27 protein-coding genes and 1 pseudogene are annotated in these 25863 nt (G+C 62.2%); 13 read left to right on the forward strand and 15 right to left on the reverse strand.

Annotated elements, in window-relative coordinates; all coding sequences use genetic code 11:
- Positions 1–27: 27 nt before the first annotated feature.
- The 4 genes from pyrB to LOKO_RS04920 all read left to right on the forward strand — a co-directional run bounded on the left by pyrB (position 28) and on the right by LOKO_RS04920 (position 3683).
- Positions 28–1059 carry an aspartate carbamoyltransferase gene (pyrB, locus tag LOKO_RS04905; RefSeq protein WP_066445833.1) on the forward strand — a complete coding sequence of 344 codons (1032 nt, stop codon included), beginning with the start codon at positions 28–30 and terminating at the stop codon, positions 1057–1059.
- A gap of 217 nt (positions 1060–1276) precedes the next feature.
- Positions 1277–1924, forward strand: a complete 648-nt coding sequence (locus LOKO_RS04910) for a hypothetical protein (RefSeq protein ID WP_066445836.1) — start codon at positions 1277–1279, stop codon at positions 1922–1924.
- 264 nt (positions 1925–2188) lie between these two features.
- On the forward strand, positions 2189–2944 hold the full coding sequence (locus tag LOKO_RS04915) for an ABC transporter ATP-binding protein (RefSeq protein ID WP_066445838.1): 756 nt from the start codon (positions 2189–2191) through the stop codon (positions 2942–2944).
- A complete protein-coding gene (locus tag LOKO_RS04920) occupies positions 2937–3683 on the forward strand; it encodes an ABC transporter ATP-binding protein (RefSeq protein ID WP_066445840.1) in 747 nt (248 codons plus the stop codon). The genes LOKO_RS04915 and LOKO_RS04920 overlap by 8 nt, the downstream gene beginning before the upstream one ends.
- Positions 3684–3689: 6 nt before the next feature.
- Here LOKO_RS04920 and LOKO_RS04925 read toward each other — a convergent pair whose 3' ends face one another.
- Positions 3690–4535: a helix-turn-helix transcriptional regulator gene (locus LOKO_RS04925; RefSeq protein ID WP_083517431.1), complete on the reverse strand. Its 846-nt coding sequence runs from the start codon at positions 4533–4535 to the stop codon at positions 3690–3692.
- Positions 4536–4642: 107 nt separating this feature from the next.
- On the opposite strand from LOKO_RS04925, the gene LOKO_RS04930 reads away from it, so the two are divergent.
- From LOKO_RS04930 to LOKO_RS04950, 5 genes are all read left to right on the forward strand, one after another.
- Entirely contained in the window at positions 4643–5872 is a 1230-nt protein-coding gene (locus tag LOKO_RS04930) for an ABC transporter substrate-binding protein (RefSeq protein WP_083517432.1), read from the forward strand.
- Between the two features lie 74 nt (positions 5873–5946).
- A complete protein-coding gene (locus LOKO_RS04935; RefSeq protein ID WP_066445843.1) occupies positions 5947–6834 on the forward strand; it encodes a branched-chain amino acid ABC transporter permease in 888 nt (295 codons plus the stop codon).
- A gap of 2 nt (positions 6835–6836) precedes the next feature.
- Positions 6837–7820, forward strand: coding sequence for a branched-chain amino acid ABC transporter permease (locus tag LOKO_RS04940; protein ID WP_066445846.1), 984 nt, complete (start codon positions 6837–6839; stop codon positions 7818–7820).
- Positions 7821–7836: 16 nt separating this feature from the next.
- Positions 7837–8685, forward strand: coding sequence for a phosphoenolpyruvate hydrolase family protein (locus tag LOKO_RS04945; RefSeq protein ID WP_066445848.1), 849 nt, complete (start codon positions 7837–7839; stop codon positions 8683–8685).
- Complete coding sequence (locus LOKO_RS04950; protein ID WP_066445851.1) at positions 8682–9119, forward strand: SRPBCC family protein; 438 nt, start codon at positions 8682–8684, stop codon at positions 9117–9119. Before LOKO_RS04945 ends, LOKO_RS04950 begins: the two co-directional genes overlap by 4 nt.
- Positions 9120–9188: 69 nt before the next feature.
- Here LOKO_RS04950 and LOKO_RS04955 read toward each other — a convergent pair whose 3' ends face one another.
- The 7 genes from LOKO_RS04955 to LOKO_RS04985 form a co-directional block, all read right to left on the reverse strand.
- Positions 9189–9905, reverse strand: coding sequence for an ABC transporter ATP-binding protein (locus tag LOKO_RS04955; protein ID WP_158509925.1), 717 nt, complete (start codon positions 9903–9905; stop codon positions 9189–9191).
- Positions 9898–10662, reverse strand: coding sequence for an ABC transporter ATP-binding protein (locus LOKO_RS04960; protein WP_066445855.1), 765 nt, complete (start codon positions 10660–10662; stop codon positions 9898–9900). Before LOKO_RS04960 ends, LOKO_RS04955 begins: the two co-directional genes overlap by 8 nt.
- Positions 10655–11902, reverse strand: coding sequence for an ABC transporter substrate-binding protein (locus tag LOKO_RS04965; protein ID WP_066445857.1), 1248 nt, complete (start codon positions 11900–11902; stop codon positions 10655–10657). Before LOKO_RS04965 ends, LOKO_RS04960 begins: the two co-directional genes overlap by 8 nt.
- Positions 11899–12873 carry a branched-chain amino acid ABC transporter permease gene (locus LOKO_RS04970; RefSeq protein WP_066445859.1) on the reverse strand — a complete coding sequence of 325 codons (975 nt, stop codon included), beginning with the start codon at positions 12871–12873 and terminating at the stop codon, positions 11899–11901. Before LOKO_RS04970 ends, LOKO_RS04965 begins: the two co-directional genes overlap by 4 nt.
- Positions 12870–13727 (reverse strand): branched-chain amino acid ABC transporter permease, encoded by an 858-nt coding sequence (locus LOKO_RS04975; protein ID WP_066445864.1) that lies wholly within the window; start codon positions 13725–13727, stop codon positions 12870–12872. The genes LOKO_RS04970 and LOKO_RS04975 overlap by 4 nt, the downstream gene beginning before the upstream one ends.
- Positions 13728–13798: 71 nt before the next feature.
- The gene (locus LOKO_RS04980) at positions 13799–14632 is read right to left on the reverse strand and encodes a phosphoenolpyruvate hydrolase family protein (RefSeq protein WP_083517433.1); all 834 of its coding nucleotides are present in this window, start codon (positions 14630–14632) and stop codon (positions 13799–13801) included.
- Positions 14629–15849: a Tm-1-like ATP-binding domain-containing protein gene (locus LOKO_RS04985; RefSeq protein ID WP_066445867.1), complete on the reverse strand. Its 1221-nt coding sequence runs from the start codon at positions 15847–15849 to the stop codon at positions 14629–14631. The genes LOKO_RS04980 and LOKO_RS04985 overlap by 4 nt, the downstream gene beginning before the upstream one ends.
- 189 nt (positions 15850–16038) lie before the next feature.
- Here LOKO_RS04985 and LOKO_RS04990 point away from each other — a divergent pair, with 189 nt between their 5' ends.
- Entirely contained in the window at positions 16039–16719 is a 681-nt protein-coding gene (locus tag LOKO_RS04990; protein WP_066445871.1) for a phosphoenolpyruvate hydrolase family protein, read from the forward strand.
- 156 nt (positions 16720–16875) lie between these two features.
- Here the strand turns inward: LOKO_RS04990 and LOKO_RS04995 are convergent, their stop codons facing one another.
- Genes LOKO_RS04995 through gshB form a run of 5 tightly spaced genes read right to left on the reverse strand, consistent with a single transcriptional unit; the run spans position 16876 to position 21734 of the window.
- Positions 16876–18693: a sigma-54-dependent transcriptional regulator gene (locus tag LOKO_RS04995; protein WP_083517434.1), complete on the reverse strand. Its 1818-nt coding sequence runs from the start codon at positions 18691–18693 to the stop codon at positions 16876–16878.
- Between the two features lie 34 nt (positions 18694–18727).
- On the reverse strand, positions 18728–19171 hold the full coding sequence (gene ruvX, locus LOKO_RS05000; RefSeq protein WP_066445874.1) for a Holliday junction resolvase RuvX: 444 nt from the start codon (positions 19169–19171) through the stop codon (positions 18728–18730).
- Complete coding sequence (locus tag LOKO_RS05005; RefSeq protein ID WP_066445876.1) at positions 19171–19743, reverse strand: YqgE/AlgH family protein; 573 nt, start codon at positions 19741–19743, stop codon at positions 19171–19173. The genes ruvX and LOKO_RS05005 overlap by 1 nt, the downstream gene beginning before the upstream one ends.
- Positions 19744–19781: 38 nt before the next feature.
- Positions 19782–20705: an energy transducer TonB gene (locus LOKO_RS05010; RefSeq protein ID WP_066445878.1), complete on the reverse strand. Its 924-nt coding sequence runs from the start codon at positions 20703–20705 to the stop codon at positions 19782–19784.
- A 45-nt stretch (positions 20706–20750) separates the two neighbouring features.
- Positions 20751–21734, reverse strand: coding sequence for a glutathione synthase (gshB, locus tag LOKO_RS05015; protein ID WP_066445881.1), 984 nt, complete (start codon positions 21732–21734; stop codon positions 20751–20753).
- 164 nt (positions 21735–21898) lie between these two features.
- Here gshB and LOKO_RS05020 point away from each other — a divergent pair, with 164 nt between their 5' ends.
- Positions 21899–22444 (forward strand): VOC family protein, encoded by a 546-nt coding sequence (locus tag LOKO_RS05020; RefSeq protein ID WP_066445882.1) that lies wholly within the window; start codon positions 21899–21901, stop codon positions 22442–22444.
- Between the two features lie 36 nt (positions 22445–22480).
- On the opposite strand, the gene LOKO_RS05025 is transcribed toward LOKO_RS05020, so the two are convergent.
- Both LOKO_RS05025 and LOKO_RS05030 read right to left on the reverse strand, forming a co-directional pair.
- Complete coding sequence (locus tag LOKO_RS05025; RefSeq protein WP_083517435.1) at positions 22481–23227, reverse strand: CvfB family protein; 747 nt, start codon at positions 23225–23227, stop codon at positions 22481–22483.
- Positions 23228–23315: 88 nt separating this feature from the next.
- Positions 23316–23603: pseudogene (locus tag LOKO_RS05030) on the reverse strand (aldehyde dehydrogenase (NADP(+))); the annotation flags it as partial.
- 116 nt (positions 23604–23719) lie between these two features.
- Between LOKO_RS05030 and LOKO_RS18590 the strand changes: the two are divergent.
- Together LOKO_RS18590 and LOKO_RS19175 are read left to right on the forward strand one after the other, a co-directional pair.
- The gene (locus tag LOKO_RS18590) at positions 23720–24514 is read left to right on the forward strand and encodes a LicD family protein (RefSeq protein ID WP_201025358.1); all 795 of its coding nucleotides are present in this window, start codon (positions 23720–23722) and stop codon (positions 24512–24514) included.
- Positions 24515–24524: 10 nt separating this feature from the next.
- On the forward strand, positions 24525–25835 hold the full coding sequence (locus LOKO_RS19175; protein WP_144439613.1) for a CDP-glycerol glycerophosphotransferase family protein: 1311 nt from the start codon (positions 24525–24527) through the stop codon (positions 25833–25835).
- Positions 25836–25863 lie beyond the last annotated feature (28 nt).

Below are 25863 nucleotides of genomic sequence, written 5' to 3' on the forward strand. Positions count from 1 at the left end.
ATTCCCGTCGCCAACCCGAGGCCCGCAATGAGCTCACACCTGCTGTCCGTCGATTCCCTCTCCCGAGACCATGTCGATCACTTGCTGCGTGTCGCCGCACGCATGGAGCCCATCGCGAGCCGGCGCCAGGTCACCCGGGTGCTGGAGGGCGCCGTGCTCGGCAACCTCTTCTTCGAGGCCAGCACCCGGACCCGGGTCAGCTTCAATGCGGCCTTCTGCCGGCTGGGCGGCAGTGTCTGCGACACTACCGGCTTCACCTTTTCCTCCATGGCCAAGGGGGAGTCGCTCTACGATACCAGCCGGGTGATGAGCGGTTACTGCGACGCCATCGTCATGCGCCATCCGGATCAGGGTTCGGTGGCCGAGTTCGCCGCCGCCACCCATGTGCCGGTGATCAACGGCGGCGATGGCCCCGGCGAACACCCCAGCCAGGCACTACTCGACCTCTACACCATCGACAAAGAGTTCGCACGCCTGGGCAAGAAGCTGGCGGGGGCACACATCCTGCTGACCGGCGACCTGAAGTACGGGCGTACCGTCCATTCGCTGATCAAGCTGCTCTCGCTCTTTGAGCCGATGCGCATCACCCTGGTTTCGCCACCGGGTCTGGAGATGCCGGGCCAAGTGATCGACCGTGCCGTCTCCCGGGGCCACCGGGTGGAACAGCGCGACAGCCTGGCTGGCGACTTCTCCGACCTGGACGTGGTCTACACCACCAGGATCCAGAAGGAGCGCTTCACCGAAGAGATGAGCGAAAGCTTCGCCGGGGTCTCGCAGGACTTCAGCGTCGGCCGCGATTTCCTCGATACACGCTGCAACGACACCACCATCGTCATGCACCCGCTGCCCCGTGATAGCCGGCCTGGCGCCAATGATCTCAACGTCGACCTCAATGGCGACCCGCGGCTGGCGATCTTTCGCCAGACCGACAACGGCATTCCCATGCGCATGGCAATTTTTGCCACCTTGCTTCAGGTCGAGGAACTGATCGAGAAGGACCTGCGACCGGTGCGCTGGTTCGTGCCCGAGCGGACCGGTGTGGACGACCCCCACAGCTAGGGAGCCTGTCGGGTTGAGAGGCCAGGTTATCGGCTGGCTCCCAACCATGCATATAGCGTTGGTCAGCGCTATGCTGTTCGCAGCCGAGTAATATGCGAAGCTATGAGCAGCCACCCCCATGACGAAACGGCTGGCGCCAGGTCCAGCTATCCGATAAGCGTTCGACGACAATAACAGGCGTTGCCGGCCGGCAACCCGCAACAAGGAGACGTTACGCATGAATCTGCATCGCGCGTACATTTTACTGGCGGGTTTCTACAGCCTGCTGGTGCTGTTGGGAGCTATTGCCCTGCTCGTGGGCGGCGGACCGCTCTGGGCCCTTATTTCCACCGGGGTGGGCGTCCTGGTGGCAACGGGACTCTGGGGCCACACTCTGGGCAAGCCCTTCCTCAATCCGCGCATGTGGCGGCCGCTGGCCGGCCTGCTCGCCGTCGGCATCGTCGTACAGCTGCTCGCGGTATTCACCGGCGGACTCTCCAGCGGAGAGCTGACCTGGGTACTGAGCGGGGCCATCTTCTCCGTTCTGCCGATCATTATGCTCTACCAGTATGGCAACCGGGACCAGGAGGTCTGGGCCACGCCGGAGGAGCGCGAGGGCGGCAAGATGCTGGACGAACTGCTGGCAAAGCAGCAGGAGCTGGTGCTCGAGAAGCAGGAGGCCGACAGCCAGGCCAAGGTCAAGCTGACCAAGGCCGGCGACACCTACCGGGCCAGCGTCACCCGTGGCCGCGGCGCCCGGGTGGAGCAGTTCGAGGAGAGTTTCACCTGCCCCGCCACCCTGGCCTTCTTCGTCATCAAGTACACCTGTATCTCGGTCAGCGATATTGCCGCCCACTACGATGAGGAGCGGGTGCTGACGACCTGAGCCCGGCACGCCCAGGCTTCTTTCCTTCCATCCCGCCGATAAGCAACGCTTATCGGCGGGATTCGCTTTTGTCGGCTACCCACCCGCCTACCGGTCTGCTTTAATCAAATCAGGTAGAACCTGGACGGCAGCATGTGGTTTTTGGACAGGCTAAAGTGCCCTGCAGCCATGGCCCTATTCCCCATGAAGAACAAGACTAGAGACAGGGCAGCACGACTCCGCCCAGAGATCCGACTCCAATAACAATGCCAAGCGGAGCACTCCATGGCAGAAGCAATCGTCGAGACCGCCAACCTGACCAAGAGCTTCAAGGGTTTCACGGCGGTCAATGACATATCCATGCGCGTCGAGGCCGGCACCATTCATGCCATGATCGGGGCCAATGGAGCAGGCAAGACCACCTGCTTCAATCTGCTCAGCAAGTTCCTGGTACCTACCTCGGGGACTATCCGTTACCAGGGCCAGGACATCACCCGGCTCAAGCCGGACCAGATCGCCCGACGGGGCATGGTCCGCTCGTTTCAGATATCCGCCGTCTTCGGCAAGCTGACAACCCTGGACAACGTCAAGCTGGCACTGCAGCGACAGCGCGGCGAATCCTACGATTTCTGGGGCTCACACCACCGCCTGGATCATCAAGGGCAGCGTGCCATGGCATTGCTCGAAGATGTCGGTCTCGAGGAGTGGGCCGATACGCCCGCCGCCGAGCTCCCCTATGGGCGCAAGCGTGCGCTGGAACTCGCCACCACCCTGGCACTGGACCCCAAGGTGATGCTGCTCGATGAGCCGCTCGCCGGCATGGGCACCGAAGACGTGGGGCGAACCGCCGAGCTGATACGCAGCGTTGCCAAGGGCAGAACCGTACTGATGGTGGAACACAACCTGGGTGTGGTGGCCGATCTCTGCGACCGCATCACCGTACTGGCCCGCGGCGAGGTACTGGTGGAGGGCGATTACGCCACGGTCTCGCAGGATGCGCGTGTCATCGAGTCCTATATCGGAGGCGCCCGCCATGACTGATGCCGCCGCTATCCACTCTTCCGAACCCATGCTGACTCCCGAGCCCATGCTGGCCATTCGCGATCTTCATGCCTGGTACGGCGAAAGCCACGTGCTGCATGGTATCGACCTGGAGGTGCCGCCGGGGCAGGTCGTCACCCTTCTGGGCCGTAACGGTGCCGGCAAGTCGACGACGTTGAAATCGATCATGGGCATCGTGCCACGTCGTCGCGGCAGCATATGCCTGCAGGGCACCGAGACCATTGGCCTGCGTCCTTTCCATATCGCTCGACACGGTGTGGCCTTCTGCCCCGAGGATCGCGGCATCTACGCCACCCTGGACGTCAAGGAGCATCTGGAACTGCCGAAGCAAGTCGATGATGGAGGCTTCAGTACGGAACAGGCTCTGGACCTTTTTCCCAACCTGCGTGAACGGTTGCACAGCCCCGGCACCAAGCTTTCCGGCGGCGAACAGCAGATGCTTGCCATCGCTCGTTCTCTGCGCACCGGTGCCCCGCTGCTGCTGCTCGACGAGCCCACCGAAGGGTTGGCGCCCAGCATCGTCGAGCAGATCGGCGACACCATCAAGAAGCTGAAGTCCCAGGGCTACACCATTCTGCTGGTGGAGCAGAATCTGCGCTTCGCCATGGAGGTTGCCGACCAGTTTTATCTGATCGACCACGGCCAGGTCGCGGCTCACTATGATCGTGATGGCATCGAGAAGGATATTGACGCGCTGTTGGCGCGGCTCGGCGTCTAGTCGACGTTACTCGCGGGTGTGCAGCCGGAAATGGGAGGGCGAGACGCCGTTCATGCGCTTGAAGGTCTTGGAGAAGGCGAAAGGGCTCTGATACCCCACCCGCCCGGCGATCTCCTCCACGGGGAGATCGCTGGTCGCCAGCAGATGCGAAGCATGCTGCATGCGTAACTGTGTCAACTGCTGCATCGGGCTGCGGCCGAATACCTTGCGGCTGATACGCCGCAGATGTTCGGTGCTGACGTGGGCGATCTCGGCCATCTCCTCAATGGTCCACTGGCGCTCCAGCGTCGGCATTACCGACTCGAAAACGGCGACGATCCGGGGATCGCGCCGCCACGGGTCGGCAAAGCGAGCGATATAGCGCTCGATGGTATCGACCCACATGACGCAGCTGGCAGCATCGCCCTTGCCATGAAACACCTCGCTGTAGAGGCCCAGGATGGCGTACTTCATGGGCTCTGGATCGAAGTCCTGCATGATAGGCGCGATGGTACCCACCACCGAGCGCGGGGCGCTCGGCAGGTAGCGCAGCCAGCAGTACTGCCAGCGCTTCTCCGGTACGGCATGGAAGGCATGCAGCGCATGGGCCGGGGCGAAGGACATCATGTTGCGCCGCATGATGCACCAGCGCCCGTCGAGCAGCATGCGCCCCTCGCCGCTCAGGGAGCCGTGGATATAAGCGCCGCTCAAGCGGGTGCGCACGATGCGGTAAGGCACGGCGGCATCGCCCACTCCCAGGTGAGAGATATGCCGCTGCGCCAGCACCGGGCAGTCCTCGGCACGCACGATCCACTGCTGGGTGTCGGCGCCGACTATGTGTGTTTCGGATAGCTGTTCGTGTTCTATAGCCATGGCGTAATCGCCCTGATTGGCCCTAACTGATAGTGGCAATGGAAAACAAGAACGTTCTAATCAGAGCAAAGTACAACAATAACTTCCCAAGTGAACAGGAGAAACCAATGCCAGCCAAAAACTCCTTGAAAACGCTGATGATGTCTTCAGCCGTACTCGGCCTGGGGGGCCTCGCCAGCGGAATGGCAAGCGCCAACTATTCCGACGACGTGGTGCGAATCGGCGTGCTGACCGACATGTCGGGCATCTATACCGACCTCTCCGGCGAAGCGGCCGTGACCGCCGTACGCATGGCCGTCGAAGACTTCGGTGGTGAGGTGAACGGCGTACCCATCGAAGTCATCTACGGCGATCACCGCAATCGCGCCGACACTGGCGCCAGCCGTGCAAGAGAATGGTATGACAACGAGGGCGTGGACATGATCAACGATCTGTCCAACTCCGGTGTCGCCCTTGCCGTGGCAGCAGTGGCCGAGGAGCGCCAGCGCCATGCCATTTCCAACTCGGCGTCCAACATCGGGCTGACCAACGACTACTGCTCGCCCTATGTGACTCACTACACCTACGACGCCTATTCGCTGGCACAAGGCACCGGCAAGACGATCGTCGAGGACGGTGGCGATACCTGGTTCTTCCTCACCGTGGACTTCGCGTTCGGCATCGGTCTTGAGGAGCAGGTATCCGATGTCGTGCGCGAGGCCGGCGGCCAGGTGGTTGGTGCTGCACGACACCCCCTCGACACCACCGACTTCTCCTCCTACGCCCTTCAGGCCCAGGCCTCCGGTGCCGAGATCATCGGTATTGCTTCTACCGGGGCGGATGCCATCAACGCCATCAACGCCCTGGCGGAATTCGGCGTTACCCCGGATCAGCGGCCGGCAGCCCTGCTGCTGTGGTACGACGACATCGTCAGCCTGGGTCTCGATACCGCCCAGGGCCTGCTGCTGACCAATGCCTTCTACTGGGACGCCAATGAGGAGACTCGCGAGTTTTCCCAGCGCTTCTATGAGCGCACCGGGCGCATGCCCAACATGGCGCATGCCGGCAACTACTCGTCGACCATGCATTACCTGAACGCCGTCGAAGCCGCCGGCACCGATGACGCCACCGCAGTCTCCGAAAAGATGCGTGAGCTGGAGATCAACGACTTCTTCGCTACCGGTGGCTATATCCGCCCCAATGGCCGCATGGTGCATGACCAGTACCTGTGGGAGGTGAAATCCCCCGACGAGTCGGAGTACGACTACGACTTCCTGCGCCTGGTAAACACCATTCCCGGCGAGGAGGCTTTCCAGCCGCTGGAGGACAGCACCTGTCACCTGCTCGATAACGATTGATGTGCGACTGCGTGCCCGGCCTCTGGCCGGGCACCACAACTCTCTCCTACCGTTAGCCTCGCGAGCACGTGATCATGGATATTTTCGGTATTCCCATTCAGGCCCTGCTGGGGCAACTCATGCTGGGCATCGTCAATGGCTCCTTCTATGCGGTACTCAGCCTTGGCCTGGCGATCATCTTCGGCGTCCTCAAGATCGTCAATTTTGCTCACGGTGCCTTCTTCATGCTGGGTGCCTTCACCGCCTTCCTGCTGGCCCAGTACATGGGCGCCAATTACTGGGTCACGCTGTTCATCGCGCCGCTGACAGTTGCCCTGTTCGGTATGCTGTTCGAGTTCCTGTTCCTGCGTCGGCTCTATGGCCTCGACCCGATCTACGGGCTGCTGCTGACCTTCAGCCTGGTGCTGGTGCTGGAAGGGGGCTTCCGGGTGGCATTCGGCTCTTCCGGCCAACCCTTCGCCACGCCAGAGCTGCTGCGAGGCACCATCAACCTGGGCTTCATGATCCTGCCGATCTATCGCGGTTTCGTGATTGCCGCGGCGCTGACGCTGTGCCTGGCCACCTGGTTCATCATCGAGCGCACCTCACTGGGCGCCAGCTTGCGTGCCGCGACCGAGCGCTCGGAGCTGACCCAGGCCTTCGGCATCAACGTGCCACGCCTGATCACCCTGACCTATGGTGTGGGCGTGGGGCTGGCGGCCTTCGCCGGCGTGCTGGCCGCACCAATCTTCCACGTAAACCCCTCGATGGGATCCAGCCTGGTGATCATCATCTTCGCCGTCGTGGTAATTGGCGGGCTCGGCTCGATCATGGGGGCCATCGTTACCGGCCTGGGGCTTGGCGTCGTGGAGGGCTTCACCCGGGTGTTCTATTCAGAGTTCTCCTCCACCATCGTCTTCCTGGTCATGGTGCTGGTACTGTTGCTGCGCCCGGCAGGCCTCTTCGGTAGAGAGGAGAGCTGAGCATGCGCACCCTGTACATCGCTGCAATCGCTGTGGTCCTGCTGGCGCTGCTGGTCGTTCCCTTCGTACCCCAGCTCGTCTATTCCGTCTTCGTCATGAAGATGCTGTGCTTCGTGCTGTTCGCCTGCGCCTTCAATCTGCTGCTGGGGCACACCGGGATTCTCTCCTTCGGCCACGCCGCCTTCTTTGGCACGGGGGCCTACGTGACCGGGCAGCTGGTCAAGGAGTACGGTGTGCCCACCGATCTCGGCATCCTGGCCGGCGGCCTGGTGGCGGCAGCGCTAGGGACTATCATCGGGGCTCTGGCCATTCGCCGCAGCGGCATCTACCTGGCCATGATCACCCTGGCCCTGTCGCAGCTGGTTTTCTTCTTCTTCCTGCAGGCGCCCTTCACCGGGGCCGAGGACGGCCTGCAGCGGATTCCCCGCGGCACCTTCCTCGGGGTGATCGACCTGCGCAGCGACACGGCGCTCTACTACGTGGTGCTGGGCATCGTCGCGGCCGGCCTGTGGCTGGTGTGGCGCACCGTCAACTCGCCGTTCGGTAACGTGCTGCGCGCCATCCGCGAGCATGAGCCCCGAGCCATCTCGCTGGGCTACCCCGTGGCCCGCTACAAGGTACTGGTGTTCACCATCTCGGCCGGTCTCGCCGGGATCGCCGGCTCACTCAAGGCGATCGTCTTCCAGCTCGCGGCACTCTACGACGTGCACTGGCACACCTCGGGCGACGTGATCCTGATGACGCTGCTGGGCGGCATGAACACGGTCTTCGGCCCAGCAGTCGGTGCGGCACTGGTTTCCGCACTCAACCATTATCTCGACCCTTTCGGCGCCTGGGTCACGGTCATCACCGGCGTGGTCTTCATGACCTGCGTATTGGCCTTCCGCCAGGGTGTCGTGGGTCAGCTCAATCTCTGGCTTCGCTCTCGCCGCACCTCGATGACCTCAGCCAAGGGCCAGCGTCGTTCGCATGCCCATCAGCAATAACAAGGAGAAAATCGCCATGCCTGCCTTCGACCGCAAGACCCTCATGGCCCGCTTCCAGGACATGGTCGCCCGCGGCCAGCCGATCATCGGCGGCGGCGCCGGTACCGGCATCTCGGCCAAATGCGAGGAAGCCGGTGGGATCGACCTGATCGTGATCTACAACTCGGGGCGTTACCGCATGGCGGGGCGCGCCTCTTCCGCCGGCCTGCTGGCCTACGGCAACGCCAACCAGATCGTTCAGGAGATGGCCCTCGAAGTACTGCCGGTGGTCAAGCACACCCCGGTGCTGGCCGGGGTCAACGGTACGGACCCCTTCGTGATCATGCCCAAGCTGCTGCGTGAGCTTAAGGAGCTTGGCTTCTCGGGGGTGCAGAATTTTCCCACCGTAGGCCTGATCGACGGTACTTTCCGCATCAGCCTGGAGGAGACCGGCATCACCTACGGTAGCGAGGTCGACATGATTCGCCTGGCCCACGAGATGGACATGCTCACCACGCCCTACGTGTTCTCGGCCGACGAGGCCGTGGCCATGGCGGAGGCGGGTGCCGACATCATCGTGGCGCACATGGGCGTCACCGTGGGCGGCACCATCGGCGCTGAGTCGGCCAAGAGCCTCGACGAATCGGTGCGCCTGATCGATGACTGGGCCGAGGCAGCCAGGCGCGTGCGCCGGGACGTGATCATCCTCTGTCACGGCGGCCCCATCGCCACTCCCGAGGATGCCACCTATGTCATGAAACAGAGCGAGCACTGCAACGGCTTCTATGGCGCCAGCAGCATGGAGCGCCTACCCACGGAAATCGCATTAACTGAACAGATTCGCAAATTCAAGGCCATCACCGACTATCAGGAGACCTCGTCATGACCCGGGTATACGTCAGCGCAGTGATGCCAATCTCCCTTGAGCAGGCCTGGAGCGTGCTGCGCGATTTCAACGGCCTGCCGGATTATCACCCTTTCTTCGCCAAGAGCTACATCGAGGAAGGCAAACCCGCCGACCAGCTCGGCTGCGTACGCCATTTCCACGACCACGATGGCAACCACATCCGCGAAGAGTTGCTCTCGCTCTCGGACCGTGACCACCTCTGCTGCTACCGTATTCTCGAAGCCCCTGCCCTGCCGGTACAAGGCTACGTGGCGGAAATGCGCCTGAAGCCGATCACCACCAGCGGGCAGTGTTTCGGCGAATGGTGGGCGGAGTTCGAGGTCGCAGAGGCCGATCGTGAGGATGTCATGCAGCGCGTATCGGACACCTTCCGGCTGGCCTTCGAAGGGGCCGCTGAGCGTTTTACCAGCTGATAGTAAACATCACGATACCTGCAACAAGCGCCCCGGCCACAAGGCCCGGGCGCTAGTCGTTCTATGCAACTAGACCGACACGCCAAGATAGCGCCCCAGGGTCGCTTCGTCGGACATCGACTCGCCGTCGGCGGTTTCATGCACGATCCGACCTTCCGACATGAAGTAGGCGCGATCGGCCGCCAGTACCGCCGCCTTCACGTTCTGCTCGATCAGCAGCACCGCCACCCCCTCTCGGCTGAGCTCCTTGAGGCTCGAGGCGACATCCTCGACCACCGCCGGTGCCAGTCCTTCGGTAGGTTCGTCGAGGATAAGGCAGCCCGGGTTGGTCACCAGCGCCCGGCCTATGGCCAGCATCGAGCGCTCGCCTCCGGATATCTGATCCCCAAATGCCTTTCGCCGACGCCCCAGCGAGGGAAACAGCTCGAACACGCGGCTGGTTGACCAGCGCTGCCCGGCGGGCCCCTTGCGGGAGTTGAGCTGGAGGTGTTCGTCGACGCTGAGCGAGGGAAACAGCCGTCTTCCCTGGGGCACATAGCCCACTCCCAGATGCGCGATGCGGTGTGGCGGCATGCCCAGCACCTGATGGCCCAACAGCTCCACCGAACCGCTTGCCTGGGGCGGATCGAGCCCTATCAGGACCCTCGCCAACGTGGTCTTGCCGACCCCGTTGCGCCCCATGACCGCAACGCACTCCTTGCCGACACGGAAGTTGATGTCCTGCAGCGCCAGCCCCAGGCCGTAATGGGCTTCGAGGCGCTCGACGCTTATCATCGTTTCAGCCATTGGCACGCCCCAGATAGATGTCACGCACGCCCTCATGGGCGGCAATTTCGTCAGGAGAACCCTCGGCGAACATTTCACCCTGATGCAACACCGAGATACGGTCGCTGAGTGCCAGCACCATCTCCATGTCGTGCTCGATCATCAACAGCGTCACCTCCTGTGGCAGGTCCTTGAGAATACCCTGTAACACCTGGCGCTCGGCATGGGAGAGCCCGGCCGCAGGCTCGTCGAGCAGCAGCAGCCGCGGTTTCTGGGCCATCACCATGGCCAGCTCCAGCTGACGCAGGGTGCCATAGGAGAGGTTGGCCACCGCCTCGTCGAGCACTGGCGTCAGCCCCAACTGGTCGGCCGTGGTCATCAGGTCATCGTCCAGGCGCGACTGCCAGGGCTGCCACAGCGATGGCAGCCGGCCGTCCCCCCTCGCCAGCGCCAGGTTCTCCCTGACCGTGACCGAGGGCACCAGGGTCGATACCTGATAGGTACGACCCAGCCCCTTGAGGGTACGCTGGATGACCGAGTCCGCGCTGATATCGTCGCCGAAGAATCGAATCTTCCCCCGGTCGGGCTTGAGTTCGCCGGCGATCATGTTGAACAGCGTGGTCTTGCCGGCGCCATTGACCCCGATCAGGCCACGCCGTTCGCCCGGCGCCACCCGCAGATGCACGTCGCTGGCCACCATCAGCGAGCCGAAGGACTTGGCCAGGCCGGCGACCTCCAGCGCCGGCTCTGGGCTCATCGAAAGCTGAGCTTCAGTCATAGTAGGGATCCGAACAGTCGCCCGGGGGAAAGTCGCGGCTATCCGGCTCTCCGGCCAGATACGTCTCGGCATCGAAGGGGCCGAACTGGCTGACATTCTCGTAGGTCTTGATCGGCACATTGACCAGGCGGCCGTCGACTTCCTGGACCTCATTGATGTAGATGTTCTGTACCGGGTTGCCGTACTCATCGAGGTGGAAGGGGCCGCGCGGCGCATCCGGCATCTCGGTCTCGCGCAGGGCGGCAATCACGGCGTCACGGTCACCGCCGTTGGCGCTTTCGAAGGCGTTCACCGCCATCTTGAAGGCCACATAGCCATGCTCGGCCGGTGCCAGCGGCATGACGTCATCGCCGTGCATGTCCCAGAAGGCGTCACGGAAGGCCAGGAAGGTATCGCTCTCCAGGCCCTCGGCATACTGCAGCGCCGAGAGACCGCCGATGGCCTGCTCACCCATCTCCGGCAGGTCGCCCACCGCGAAGAAGTTGGAGCCCCCGAGCAACGGCATGCGCGCGTCGATGCCGAAGTCGTGGTACTGCTGGAAGAATGCCAGGCCGTCGCTGCCCGCACCGTTGTAGAGGACGGCATCGCCGTCCGGCAGGGTCGCCAGGATCGAGCTGTAGTCCGAGGTACCGGTGGGGTGCCAGATGCGCTCCACCGATTCCCCGCCGGCGGCGCAGAATCCCTTGAGAAATCCACCCAGCTGGTTATAGGGGAAGGAGTAATCCTGGCCGACCGCGATGATGCGCTGATGACCGAGCTCCTCGGCCACGTACTCGCCGAAGGCGAACATGGGCTGCGCCCCGGTCCAGCCGGCGCGCACCACGTTCTCGGCACGGTCGCGCATGGTGATGTCCTCGGGGGCCGAGTAGGAGATCACCGTCGGCATCCCCGAGCCCTTGGCCCACTCCAGCCCGGCCAGGCCGGTACCGCCCAGCACCGGGCCGACTACCAGGTCGACATCGTCACGGGACTCCATGGCGCGTAGGCGATCCACCGTGGTTTCTGCATCGCCCTGGGAGTCGTAGAACTCGACTTCGATATTGAGCGCCTCGAGACGTTCGGCAAGCTCCTCCTGGGCCAGCTCCACGCCCATGCGCTGCTGCTCGCCGAAAAACGAGAACACCCCGGTCGTGGGCCCGATGACACCGATACGCAGGGTGTCGTCGGCCTGGATATGGGCTGTAGCGCCCACCGTCAGGGCGGAAATACCGCCAATGATAAGGGTCTTGGCGTGCTTCATGGCTCTTCTCCTCGGGTTGTTGTTGTCACGGAAGCCTGTGGCTTCGACTTGCGCTTGAAGTGCTGCTCGAACATTTCTGCCAGCCCACGCGGCATCAGCAGAATCGAGAGCAGCAGAACCAGACCAATCACCATCATGTGTCGGTCGGTGTACTGGGAGACCAGGGTTTCCAGGGCGATCAGGACAGCCACGCCAATAGCGGGGCCCAGCAGGCTTCGATAGCCGCCGAGGACCGCGGCGGTCAGCACCCAGACGGCGTGACCCAGGCCCAGCGGGGAGGGCGACATGATGCCCATGTCGTAGACCAGGAAGACGCCCGCCACGCCGGCGATGGCTCCGGCCAGCACGAAGGCGGTGAAGCGCGCCAGATAAACGGGATGACCCAGGGCGCGCATGCGCTGCTCGTTCTCCTGAATCCCCAGCAGCAGCAGCCCGAAGGGCGAACCGTAAAGCCGCCATACGGCGAGGAAGATCGCCACCGTGACCGTGGTGACCAGCACATAGAAGACCCGGGTATCATTGAGATCGACACCGCCATAGACCGGCATGCGCCCCCCGGCGATGCCGTTGTAGCCGCCGGTGACGTCGACCCACTGGAACGACAGCGCCCAGACCATCTGCCCCAGCGCCAGCGTCAGCATCAGGAAGCTGACCTTGCGCGAGCGCACGGTCAGCAGGCCGAAGATGAAGGCGCTGAGCGTGGTGAACAGCAGCGCCAACAGAACGACAACCGGGAAGGGCAGGCCGAAGCGCACGCCGAGAATGGCGATGGTATAGCCGCTGATGCCGGCGAAGGTGGTCTGGCACAGCGAGAACCAGCCCAGACGGCCCGCCAACAGCGAAAAACTCAGCGCCGCCAGGGCGTAGATCATCGCCCGATTGGCCTGGGAGACCGCATAGTTGCCCATTACCAGTGGCCAGGCCACCAGGGCGGCAACGATAAACAGAATGAGCAGATGTTCGCGTTTCATGCCGTCCTCCCGAACAGGCCCTGGGGCCGAAAGACCAGAATCAGGGTCATGGGTAGAAACAGGAAAAAGAGCGCGAACTGCGGCAGGTAGCCAGTAGCGAAGCTCGACACCATCCCGGTGATCAGCGCACCCACTGCCGCCCCCTTGAGCGAGCCCATGCCGCCGATGATGATCACCACCAGCGAGAGCATCAGCACCCGCACGTCGAGCCCTTGGGTCAGCGACATGTAGGAGGTACCGACCACCCCGGCGACACCGGCCAGGAAGCTGGCGACAGCGAAGACCCCGCCGAACAGCAGTGGCACATTGATGCCCTGTGACATGGCGGTCTCGCGATCGTCGACCCCGGCGCGGATGGCCGCGCCGATGCGGGTGTAGGTCATCACCAGCCACAGGGCGATACCCAGCAGCACGGCAAAGCCCATGATCAGCACCCGGAAGTAGGGATACATCATCACGCCGAGGTCCACCGGCGCCCGCAGCTCGGGAGGCAGAGGCAGGCTCACCGGCTGCCCGCCGTAGACCACCAGCAGGGCGTCGGCGATGATCAGGCCCACGGCGATGGTCAGCAGCGCCTCGGAAAGATCCATGCCGCGTACCCGCTGCAGCAGGAAGCGCTCCATCAGCAGGCCGCCCACCAGGGCGATACCGCCACCGGCGAGAATGCCCAGCGTCAGGCTGCCGGTCTCTCGAATCACCTGGACCCCGAAGTAGCCGCCCAGCAGGTAGAAGGCACCGTGGGCCAGGTTGACCACCCGCATAAGGCCGAAAGCCAGGGTCAGTCCGCTGGCCATGATGAACAGCAGTGCCGCCATGGTCAGGCCGTTCAGGGTCAGAAAATAGAAGGTGTTCATGGCCTCGCCTCCCGACTGATCGAGCGTGGCGTTTCCGGCGTGCTGTTGTTGTCGTTGAAGCACATGGCGATTCAGCCTCGGCGAACGTTCTTGAAGGCACGCGTCTGCTCGGTCAGGGCGCGCTCGGTCGGCAGGCGCTCCATGCTCGATGCCCCATAGAAGCCGTGACAGTCGGGGCAGCGCGCGAGCACGTATTCGGCGTCCTCGGGGTCGGCGATGGGGCCGCCATGGCAGAGCACGATGATGTCGTCACGTACCTCTCGGGCCGCTGCTGCCCAATCGTTGATGGCCTCTACGCAGTCATCCAGGCTCATGGCGGTCTCGGCACCGATGCTGCCACCCGTGGTCAGTCCCAGATGACAGACGATGATGTCGGCGCCGGCCTCCGTCATCGCTCGGGCGTCCTCGGCGCTGAAGACATAGGGTGTGGTCAGCAGCCCTGCCTTGCGCGCCTGCCGAATCATTTCCACTTCCTGGGAGTAGCTCATGCCGGTCTCTTCGAGATTGGCGCGGAAGGTGCCATCGATCAGGCCCACGGTGGGAAAGTTCTGCACCCCGGCGAAGCCCATCGCCTTGAGCTCGGCCAGGAAGGGCTCCATGAAGACGAATGGATCGGTGCCACAGCCCCCCGCCAGCACCGGGGTCTTCTGGGTGACCGGCAGCACCTCCCGCGCCATCTCCTTGACGATCTCGTTGGCATTGCCGTAGGGCATGATCCCGGCCAGCGAGCCTCGCCCGGCCATGCGGTAGCGCCCCGAGTTATAGATCACGATCAGGTCGATGCCGCCTGCTTCCTCACACTTGGCCGACAGGCCTGTTCCCGCACCGCCGCCCACGATGGGCTCGTTGCGTGCCACCATCGCCTGGAAATGCGCCACCAGTTCCTCTCGATTCCACTTTTTCAATTGGGCCTCCTCGGGTCCGTAGACATGATGTCCCTGAAATGCTCGACCAGGGCGGTGGCAAACTCGGGATCGTTGATATTGAAGGGATAACGAATCAGCTGACGCTGGGCGGTCTGTTCCACGGTCTCCTCCAGGGCCTCGAACAGCGCGGCATCGGCTTCAGGATCGTGGAAGGGCTGCCCGGGGGCATCGAGCAGCGAGACGCCGCCTTCAGGGAGCAGAAAGCGTACCGGCCCCTTGCAGCGGTTGAGCTTCTCGCCGATCCAGCGGCCCATGCGCGCGTTCTCTTCCGGCGTGGTGCGCATCAGCGTGACCTGCGGGTTGTGCTCATAGAGAAGGCGCTGGCGATACGCTGCCGGCACCGTATCCAAGGCACCGAAATTGACCATGTCCAGCGCCCCCACCGAGCCCACATAGGGCACCGCGGTGCGGGCCACGACATCCAGACGCTCCTCGCCAGCACTGAAGATGCCACCCATGAACAGGTCGCAGATTTCGGTGGTAGTGATATCGAGCAGCCCGGTGATCATGCCGCTGTCGGCGAGCTTTTCCATGGATTGGCCGCCGGTGCCGGTGGCATGGAAGACCAGGCAGTCGTAGTCTGATTCCAGCACGCGGGTCACCTGACCGACACAGTCGGTGGTCACCCCGAACATGCTCAGGCCGATCGCCGGCTTGCCATCATCCACCTCGGGGATGTGGCCCTTCAGCATGCCGGCCAGGGCGTTGGCCGCATTGCCGAGAACACGGCGAGAGATCCGGTTGATGCCCGCCACATCGGTGACCGAATAGATCATCGCGATATCGCTGGGGCCGACATAGGGCGCCACATTGCCCGACGCCACCGTCGACACCATCACCTTGGGTACGCCAACATCCAGGTCGCGCATGGCCGGGGTAATCAGTGCCGTTCCGCCCGATCCCCCCAAGCCGATGACACCGCCGATGTCGGAGCGGCTGGCAAGCAGCCCGCGCAGGGCCTCTGCCATGGCCGCCACCGCACGGCCACGGTCGTTGACGAACACCTCCTGGGGACCATCGGGATGGCAGGCGGCCACACCCACGGCACGAATATCCGCCGTGCCGTGGTCACCGCCACGCGTTCCCACGTCGACGATGACCGTGTCCAGGCCCGCCGCCTGCAGCAGGCCGCGAACATAGCGCAGCTCGGCGGCTTTCGTGTCGCAGGTTCCAATAATGTAAGCTTTGAAGCCCATGGCATGTCTCCACTTCCTGGCCGCCATCGTTTCGCAGCGGCCTTCTTGTTTGCACAGAGTGTTGCAGTAAGCGTGCCAGGTTGACGAGCCGCCGTATGACGGGATTTCGAGCCAACCGGCCTGGCCAGTATGGGTATAAATGGGTACCCAGATACCCGAAATTACCCGATATGACACGCAGGGATTCCAATGACAGAAGCGTTCAACGGCACGATTGGTCACCTGGTGGCCAGCCTCGAGGAAGCCCGGCAGCAGCGTGGCAGCCCTTCCCTGCTGAGCCCCATGACCGCCCGCCTGCCGGCAACGCTGGCCGATCTCGGCAGCAGCCTTCCCATTGGCGATGCCAACGGTGAGCTGCTCGACGCGCTGCGCAACAGTCCGGCTTTTCCCGAAACGACCTATGCCGGCGTACTGGCCAACGATCCTTTCCGGCTAGCGGACGACCTGCTCGAAATGCTGGCCAGGCTGGGCTGCAAGCGCGTGGCAAACTGGCCCTCTACTGCCCTGCTCAGCGGCGAGCTGGCGGAGACGCTCACCCATTCGGGGCTGGGGTACCGAGAGGAGATGGCTTTCCTGACTCAGGCACGAAAGCGCGGCTTCGCGACCCTGGCTATCGTTTCACAGCCTTCACAGCTGCCGCTGGCAATGGCCACGAAGCCCACGCAACTGATGATTGCCGCCGGCCTGTCGGCGAGCGTGGACACGTCACCGTCAGTGGAGCGAAGGGAACTGCAGGTATTGGCGAAGAGAATCAAGGCAGAGGGCAAGGCGGTATGGTGCTACGAACATGACGGCGTGGCCGAGCTCATGGCTGCCCTGCACCCGGTGGCGGAGGTCGTGATACGTCACCCACACGCGGTGGAGCGCTAGGAGCCTATCGGATTTGATCGTCACGAGAGAGTTGGATTTCGAGACAAGTTTATCGATCTGATGAGGCGAATAGCCCGCTATTTAACGAATCAGATCGAATGAAATTGGCCGAAAGACCGGATCTCGCAGTAGATCAGCGTTGAGTCCGACAGGCTCCTAGAGCAAGCCGTAATGGCGCATCTTGTTGTAAAGGGTCTTGCGCGCCAAGCCAAGCTCCGCCGCGGTTTCCTGGCGTCGAAAGCGGTTGCGACGCAGGGCATCGAGTATCCATTCCCGCTCGGTCTCCGGCAGCGCCCCGTTGCTGGAAGCTGCCTGCCAGGACGTCTCGTCCGAACGCGCCGATAACCGAGGTAGGCCCTCCCTTTGACCCGGTGGTTTAGCGTGCAGAACGGGCAAGTCTCGGACCGAGACCACCTCCCGCTCGCACATCACCACGGCACGCTCCAGCACGTTGCGCAGCTCGCGCACGTTGCCCGGCCAATGATGCTGCATCAGGGCCCGGTAGGCCGAGGCGTCCATCTCGCGCACCCGTGGATTCATTTCCCCGGCGATACGCGGCAGCAAATGACGCACCAGCAGCGGGATGTCCTCGATGCGCTCGCGCAAGGGTGGCAGGGGGATCTCCACCGCATTCAGGCGATAGAAGAGGTCTTCGCGGAACTGGCCCTCGGCAACCATGCGGCGCAGGGCACGATTGCTGGCGCAGATCAGTCGCGCATCGGTGAAGCGTGGCTCATTGCTGCCCAGCCGTTCGAAGCTACCGTCCTCCAGCACCCGTAATAGCTTGGCCTGCAGCGCCAGCTCCAGATCACCGATCTCGTCCAGCATCAGGGTGGTGCCGTGTGCCTGCTCGAAACGCCCGAGCCGGGCCTTGAGGGCGCCGGTGAAGGCCCCGGCCTCGTGGCCGAACAGTTCGCTTTCCAGCAAATCGCGGGGTATCGCCGCGCAGTTGACCGCCACCATCCGCTGGTGTCGACGCCGGCTGACCAGGTGGATGGCACGGGCCACGAGCTCCTTGCCGGTGCCGTTCTCGCCCGTTACCAGCACCGTGATATCTCTCTCCGCCACCTTGCGGATCATCTGCACGACCTCGGTGATGGCAGCCGAGCGACCGATCAGGCCGAACTCGTGGCCATCGCCCAGCCATTCGCTCTTCAGGCTGTGGATGTGGCTCTGCAGCTGGGCAACGGCCTTGTAGGCCGAGGTGGTTTCCGCCACCGCGGCTTCGAGCGGGATACGGTCGATGGTCGAGCCCCCGATATAGCCGTTGGCGCCGGATATCTCCGCCACCTTCTGCGCCTCATCGGGGGTGGTGATTGGGCCGCCTTCGACGGTGCACAGCAGGCCGGGATGACGGCTGCGCACAGCTTCAAACACCGCCCTGGCGTGTTCCGCAGCCTCGTCCAGGCTGTATCGACTGGGGACACCATCCGCTCCGCCGGCATTCCAGCCATAGTTGATACACAGCAGGTCGACCCCCGTGTCGGCCATGGCAAGGGCCTCGTCGAGCTGGCGCACATAGGCGCAGGTCTGCAGGCCAGCCTCCCGGGCCAGGCGCATCAGCGCGACTTCACGCTCCAGCCCCACGCCGGCCCGCTCCAGGCAGGCCCGCATCGGGCCGTCGAAGTGCACTGCCGTGGGAAAGTTGCAGATACCCTGAAAGCCCGCATCGCGCACCTGCCGCACCAGCGCCTCCAGGTCACAGGCCGGATCGAAGACGCAGGCGCCGAAATAGACGGGCAGCGTGACACGCGTCAGTATCTCGGCGCGGGAGAAGTTCATTACCGCACGGTTGTTGTCGGCCAGCGGCAGCATGCAGGAGATTGAGGGGCCGCCCAGCACCCGCAGGCGCCCGGCGTTGAGCGCGAGCAGAAAATCCGCGCCTCCCTGGGCCGCCGCCTTGGCGGTCATGCCGGTGCCGATGGCGGCTCCCACCAGGAAGCGGCGATTGTCGAGAGTCTCCACCTTGGCCATGTGCCTTGTCTCTCCGGGCGGCAATGTTACCGTTTCAGGGCAGCCCCTCCTGGTGGGCGAACCAGCTTTCGAGGATCAACACCGCCGCGATGCCGTCGACACCGTCGTCGCGATAGCTCTTGTCACGATCGCGCAGGTGTCCCGCCTCGCGGGCGATGGCCTTGGCTTCCCGGGTGGAGCCACGCTCGTCGACCATCTCGCAGGGCTTGCCGTAGCGGCCGTAGAGCCGCTTGCCGAACTTGCGCGCACGCAAGCTCATCGCCGACTCGGTGCCGTCCATGTTGAGCGGCAGCCCCACCACGAACAGGTCCGGCCGCCACTCCTCAACCAGGCGCGTGACCCGGTTCCAGTCGGGAATGCCATCCCGTGCCGACAGCGGGTCGAGGGGGCGGGCCCTGGCGATCACCTCGTTGCCCACCGCCACGCCGATGCGCCGGGTACCGAAGTCGAAGGCCAGGATCAGGCGCTTGCCGGACATTATGAATGCCCGGCTTCCCGCGTCATCAGATTGAGGTCCACGCCGAGGATACCGGCGGCGGCCGTCAGGCGCTGCTCCGGCGGCACCTCGAAGAGGATGTCGGCGCGCCCTTCCACGGTCAGCCAGGCGTTATCGAGCAGCTCGGCCTCGAGCTGCCCCGCCTCCCAGCCGGCACAGCCCAGGCAGACCAGGAACTCCTTCGGCCCGCGACCGGCCGCCAGCGCCAGCAGGATATCCATGGAGGTGGTCAGGGCGATATCGCTGTCCACCTGAATACTGGAATCCCAGCCTTCGCTCGAGCCGCGATGCAGGATGAAGCCGCGATCCTTGTGCGTCGGTCCGCCATAGTAGACCGGTGCATTGCGGTGTGGGCTCTCTTCCGCCTCCAGCTCCAGCTGCTCGAACAGGGCATCCAGGCTGATATCCAGCGGCCGATTGACGATAACACCCATGGTGCCGTTCTCGTCGTGATCGCACAGGTAACTGAGAGAGCCGGCAAAATTCGGATCTTCCAGATGTGGCATCGCCATCAGAAAATGGTGTTTCAAGCCTAAGCTTTGCGCAGATTGCATGTGACTCCCGGACGGCAGGCCCAGCTCGTGGCAGGGCCCTACCGCACGCCGAAATGATTGCCTTGTCCGAACCGCCAGACCCGGGTAATGGAGAGGCTGTCGAGCTCTCCCATGCCGCTGTCGAAGGGCCGGTAGGGGCCCGCGCCATGGACGGTATCCAGTGCCGCCTGGTCGAGTTCGGTATGTCCTGACGATTGTACCACCTCCGCCTGACGGAGCTGACCATCTCGTCCAATCACCACGCGGATGCGCAGCTGTCCGTCCAGATGGCGAGGGGCCGGGTGGACCCGGTTGCCGTAGTCCTCGACCCGCCGTGTCCAGTCGTCGATATAGCGGGCCTCGGCGGCCTGCTGGGCCGCCGGCCGCTGCGAATCGGCGGCGGGGCCCTCCACGCTGGGCGCCAGCCCCTGCTCGCGAATGCTGCTGGTGGCCTGGGCCAGCAGGTCTCGCCCCGATGCCGAGGGAGCTGCCGCGGCCGGGGCGGATGGCGATTCACTCGCCTGGGGCGCGCTTTCGCGGGGCTCGGGGACGGCGCTCTCATCACGGGCCACTTCTGCCGATGGCGGCGCCTCCTCAGCGGGGGCCGGCTCCGTCTCGCTGTGCGCTGCACGCTCCGGCTCCGCCGTGGTGGCCGGGTCAACCGCGCTCTCCGGCGCCTCCAGCACGGGCATCTCCTCCATGGCCGCCGCCCGCGACTCGGCGGGAGCCTCTTCGGAAGGCTCCCCGGCAGCCTGCTGATCGGCCTCGGCCATGGCGTCCGCCTCCACCGGTATCTCGGCGGGCTGCGTCACCAGCACCACATCCAGGCTCGAGGGTTCCGCCGGGGCCGGCGCAAAACGGAAGCTGGCCACCACACCGATCAGGGCCAGATGCAGCAGCAGCGCAACCGAGAGCGCCAGCCAGCGGCGATAGGAGCGCGTGACCGGAGCATAGCGGATGGGATCGCTGATGGTGACCGCCATGGTATTCGCAGGCTCTCCTCGTACTGGATGTGTGGCTATATGGGGTTACCGCTCCAGGCGTCGCTCGATGGCATCCATCAACAGCCCGGCGATATCGGTACCGCGCTGGTCATCGATCTCGCGCACGCAGGTGGGGCTCGTCACGTTGATCTCGGTGATGTAGTCGCCGATCACGTCGAGGCCAACGAACATCAGCCCCCGTTCGCGAATCATCGGCTGCACCTGCTCGATCAACCAATAGTCGCGCGCGGTCAGCTCACGGGTGACGCCGGTGCCCCCGGCGGCCAGGTTGCCCCGGGTCTCCCCGGCCATGGGCACCCGGGCCAGGCCATAGGGCACCGGCTCACCGTCGACCAACAGGATGCGGGTATCGCCATCCCTGATCTCGGGAATGTAGCGCTGGGCCATGATCTGTCGCTGGCCCCGCTCGGTGAGCGTCTCGATGATCGCCCCCAGGTTTCGCCCTTCCGGCTGCACGTGGAAGATGCCGCTGCCGCCCATGCCGTCCAGCGGCTTGAAGATCACGTCGCCGTGCTCGGCATGGAAGTCACGCAGCACCGGCTCGCTGCAGGAGACCAGGGTCGGCGTACAGCACTGCGGAAACTCCTGGGCGAAGAGCTTCTCGTTGCAGGCGAGCAGCGCCACCGTAGGGTTGACCACCAGGACGCCCTCGCGTTCGGCGAAGCCCAGCAGGTGCACCGCGTTGAGAAAGTGGCTGTCCACCGGCGGATCCTTGCGCATCAGGATCACGTCGAGCTCGGCGAGCGGGGTGGGTTCCGGTGCGCCCAGGGCATACCAGCGCTCGGGATCGCGAAAGGCGGTCAGGTCGCGCATCCGCGCATGGGCGCGGCCATCCTTCAGGAACAGGTCCTCCTGCTCCATGTAGTGCAGCGACCAGCCGCGCTCCTGGGCGGCCCACAGCATGGCCAGTGTAGTGTCCTTCTTGTAGGTGAGGTCGGCGATGGCATCCATCACCACCCCTACCCTGAGGGCACGTTCGCTTGTCGGCTTGCTACTCGGCTTGCTCATCGGCTCCGGGCTTCCACGAATGGATTGGTGTGGGCGAAGTATGCCGCAGGCTCGAGGGCAACACCAAGGCGGACCCGATGCGTTGCGCTTGACTTCATCAATCACTGCCACTAGATTTAGTTTCAGTTGAAACTATTATAGCGCACCGCCAAGAGACCCTCGCCATGATCGATATCCAGCAGATTCATCACGTCGCCTATCGCTGCCGCGATGCCAAGGAGACCGTCGAGTGGTACCAGGACAAGCTCAACATGGACTTCCTGGTCGCCATCGCCGAGGACCGGGTCCCCTCCACCAAGGAGCCCGACCCCTATATGCACCTGTTCCTCGATGCGGGCAACGGCAATATCCTGGCCTTCTTCGAGATCCCCAATTCACCGCCCATGGGCCGCGACCCCAATACCCCGGAGTGGGTCCAGCACATCGCCTTCCGCGTGGCCGATGAGACCGCCCTGCTGGCGGCCAAGGAGGAGCTGGAGAGCAAGGGCGTGAAGGTGCTGGGCCCCACCGAGCACGGCATCATCCGCTCGATCTACTTCTTCGATCCCAATGGACATCGCCTGGAGCTGACCTATGAGAAGGGCACCCCGGCACAGATGAAGCAGCTTCGGGAAGTGGCCCCGGCCATGGTCGAGGAGTGGTCCAGGACCAAGCGGGCGCCCAAGCACGCCGCTTGGCTGCACGAGGAGGAGTTCAAGGCACTCGACTGAGCCCCCTTCGAAAGACCGACCCAGGCGATCCGGGGATCAGGCTGGGTCGCTCGTTGACCCGGGCACCAGGCGAATACCGCTCGCCTCGATGACGATCAGGCGGCGCTTGTAGAGCCGCCCGATGGCCTGCTTGAAGGCATTCTTGCTCACCCCCAGCCGGGCCTTGATCACGTGGGCCGGGCTGGCATCGGAGAGCGGCAGGTAGCCGCCGCTTTCCCGCAGCGCCTTGAGCACCTGCTCCCCCACCACATCGAGCCGGGCCGGCCCCGGCGGCAACAGCGAAAGGTCGAGGCGACCATCCTCGCGCAGCCGCTTGACGAAGCCGGGCACCCGCTGGCCCCGGCGCAGCGGCCGGGTCACGTCATCCTGGTAGAGCAGGCCCCAGAAGCGATGGTCGACCACCGTCTTGTAACCGAGGTCGGTGCGGTCGGCGATGACCAGCACGACCTCATCACCCGCGGCGTAGCCGGTGGCCTCGTCCTGAACGAAGCGGTCGAGCTTCTGGGAGGCCACCGGCCGGCCCTGCTGATCCTCGTAGATAATCACCAGTACCCGCTTGCCGGGCGTGGGCCGGAAGCGCTGCTCACCGTAGGGCAGCAGCAGGTCCCTCGGATGCCCCCAGTCGAGGAAGGCACCGGTTTCGTTGACCGTCACCACCTCGAGGTAGGCCACCTCGCCCACCGCTGCCTTCGGGGCACGAGGCCGACTCTCACGGCCGGAGGGTTGAGGCGGGCGGGACGCTGTGAGCCGACCGTTACGACGATCGTGAAAGGAGGAGGACATGGCGAGGGTTCCGCAGGAGTGTGCGGGCATTATGGCAAAAAAAGGCGGCGCCGGGTTGCCCGGGCCGCCAATAGAGAACTCCACGGTTTCAGGCCTCGCGCTTGCCATCCACCAGCCGCGACACGCCCCAGGGGTTGCCGTCCTTGAGCGGCTCCGGCAGCAGGCCCCCCGGCAGCGCCTGGTAGCACACCGGGCGCAAGAAGCGGAAGATCGCCGCACTGCCCACCGAGGTGGTGCGGGAGTCCGAGGTGGCCGGGTAGGGGCCGCCGTGGACCATGGCATGGCACACCTCCACGCCAGTGGGCCAGCCGTTAGCCAGAATCCGCCCCGCCTTGCGCTCGAGAATGGGTAGCAGGGCTTTCGCCGCAGCGAGATCGCGGATTTTTTAGTTACACAATAAAAAGAAACGCATTAAAACGGTTTCCAGTGAGATCATCTCTTTCTCTTGAAAGCCAGAATGGGGGATGTCTTTTAAGAAAAAAAAGCCCTCTATTGGAGCTCAAAATTCCGCATGGTGATGAGACGATTTTATCTAAAAGACAATCTAATTTACTTAACAAAAAAGGCTATCTTGTACCTAAAAAAGAAGAGGTGGTTAAGCGCCAGTCGCAATACCTTGAAATTTATGAAAAGTTAAAAGTGGTGATGAAGGATAAGTTTGACAAGCCTGTTTTTCTTATGTATGGAACTTTGCTTGGCCATCATAGGAATGGGGACTTTATAGAAGGTGATGATGATTTTGATGTGGGATATTGGTCAGACTGTACGGATGTTAATTCTGTAAAAAAGGAGACTAAAGAGTTAGTCCTCGATCTTGTGCTCTTGGGGTTTAACTGTAGCTTTAATAGAAAAGGTCGGCTCTTCCGCATTGCTTTACCCGAAAGCCCGCCCGGGGTCCATCTGGACATTCGCCCCGTGTGGTATGAGGATGGACATGTTTGGGCGCATCGCCAAGCCAAACTTCCACTTTGTAGAGAGGACTTCTTGCCGGTAAAAGAAGAGTTGTTGAGGGGTAAGATGGTTTTTACCCCAAATAATACAGAGGTATTTTTAGCGTCCTATTATGGGAAAGGCTGGAAAGTCCCTGATCCCTCATACTCTAATGAAGCGATTCCTGATGAGGTGAAAAAGTTTCTAAACAAGACCAACATAAGTCCAGCCGAGTATCGGGAGATGTGTGAGGAAATAGCGCAACGCAGTAGCGATTACCCCAATCCTGGTAGATTTATTGCAATCGGCTTGCTTGATCTTTATTCCGAAGATGTTCCGAGTCTGGATCTAGAGTAGGTCATATTTGATGATGGCAGGTGGTCTTATCCTTAGTTTAGCCTCACGATTGTGGCGAAGGTTTTATCAGCGTGATAATGATGGCTGGGTTAAAAAGCAAGCACTGCTTGCTGGCCGATATGAAAAAATAAGAGAGAGATTAGTATTAAACATTGCTGATGGAAAAAAAATCAGGGTGTTGTTTCTGGTAAGAGAGAACCAGAAATGGGGCGCTCAGTCCCTTTATGAAGAACTTGAAAAAGATATAGCGTTTGAGCCTGTAGTCGTCGTGGCGCCTTTGAAACAGCTAGGCCGCTCTGTCGGGAAAACACAGTTGCTTCAACTGGGCGAGAATTATTCTTTTTTTAAGAATAAAAATATGAATGTAGAGCTTGGTTATGACCAGGGCCGGAAATGTTTTATTCCATTGAAAACCTTTTTTCCTGATGTCGTTTTCTATGATCAACCGTATGGCTTATCGTATTCTCATCGTATTGAAGTGGTGTCGCGTTATGCTTTGACATGTTATATCCCTTACGGCTATGGGCTCTATTTGGCTAGAGAGTCAGGGCAGTTATCGTCCAACTTTTTCCCATTGATATGGCGTGTTTATCTCGAGAGTAGAGGGCTGCTTAATGGCTGGGATGATAGCCCAATTGTCGAGTATGGTAATTATATCTATCTAGGGTATCCAAAGATGGATGCCTTGTTGTCTCAGTTACCAAGGTCTAGACATGCTGGATCTAGGATGGGCGAATCAGTCTCTTCTGAGAAAGTTGTCGTGTTTGCACCTCATCACTCATTGGAGAGTGGGCATCATAACCAATACGCCACTTTTCCTTGGAGTGGGGAAGATGTTCTTGAGCTTGCCAGGGGTACACCGCAATTCAGGTGGGTTTTCAAACCTCATCCTCGCTTGAAATATACATTGGTAAAATCTGGCACCATGAAAGCTGATGAAGTCGAAAAATACTATAAAAGCTGGAGGATGCTGCCAAATGCTGAAATTGTTGACGATGGCGACTATCTCGAAATTCTCAAGCATTCAGACGCCATGATTACGGACTGCGGTTCTTTCTTACTTGAATATCTAATTACAGGAAAACCCCTAATTCACCTTGTCAATTCAGACTCTCAAGGATATAGTTCCTTTGGGGAGGAAGTCGTAAGAAACTTTTATAAAGCCGTAGATGGAGAAAGTCTATCAGTCTTGTTTGAGAGGGTGGTAGTAAACGGCGATGACTTTCTCTATGAAGAGCGGATCAGGAATGTTTGTTTACCAAGCGGTGTGGCAGGGCGTGAGATAAAAGATGATCTCAAGCGTGCGATTCTTGCCGTATAACCAACTCGAATGCAGTACTGAATAAGGT

This window comes from Halomonas chromatireducens (assembly GCF_001545155.1).
GTDB classification, from domain to species: Bacteria; Pseudomonadota; Gammaproteobacteria; order Pseudomonadales; family Halomonadaceae; genus Halomonas; species Halomonas chromatireducens.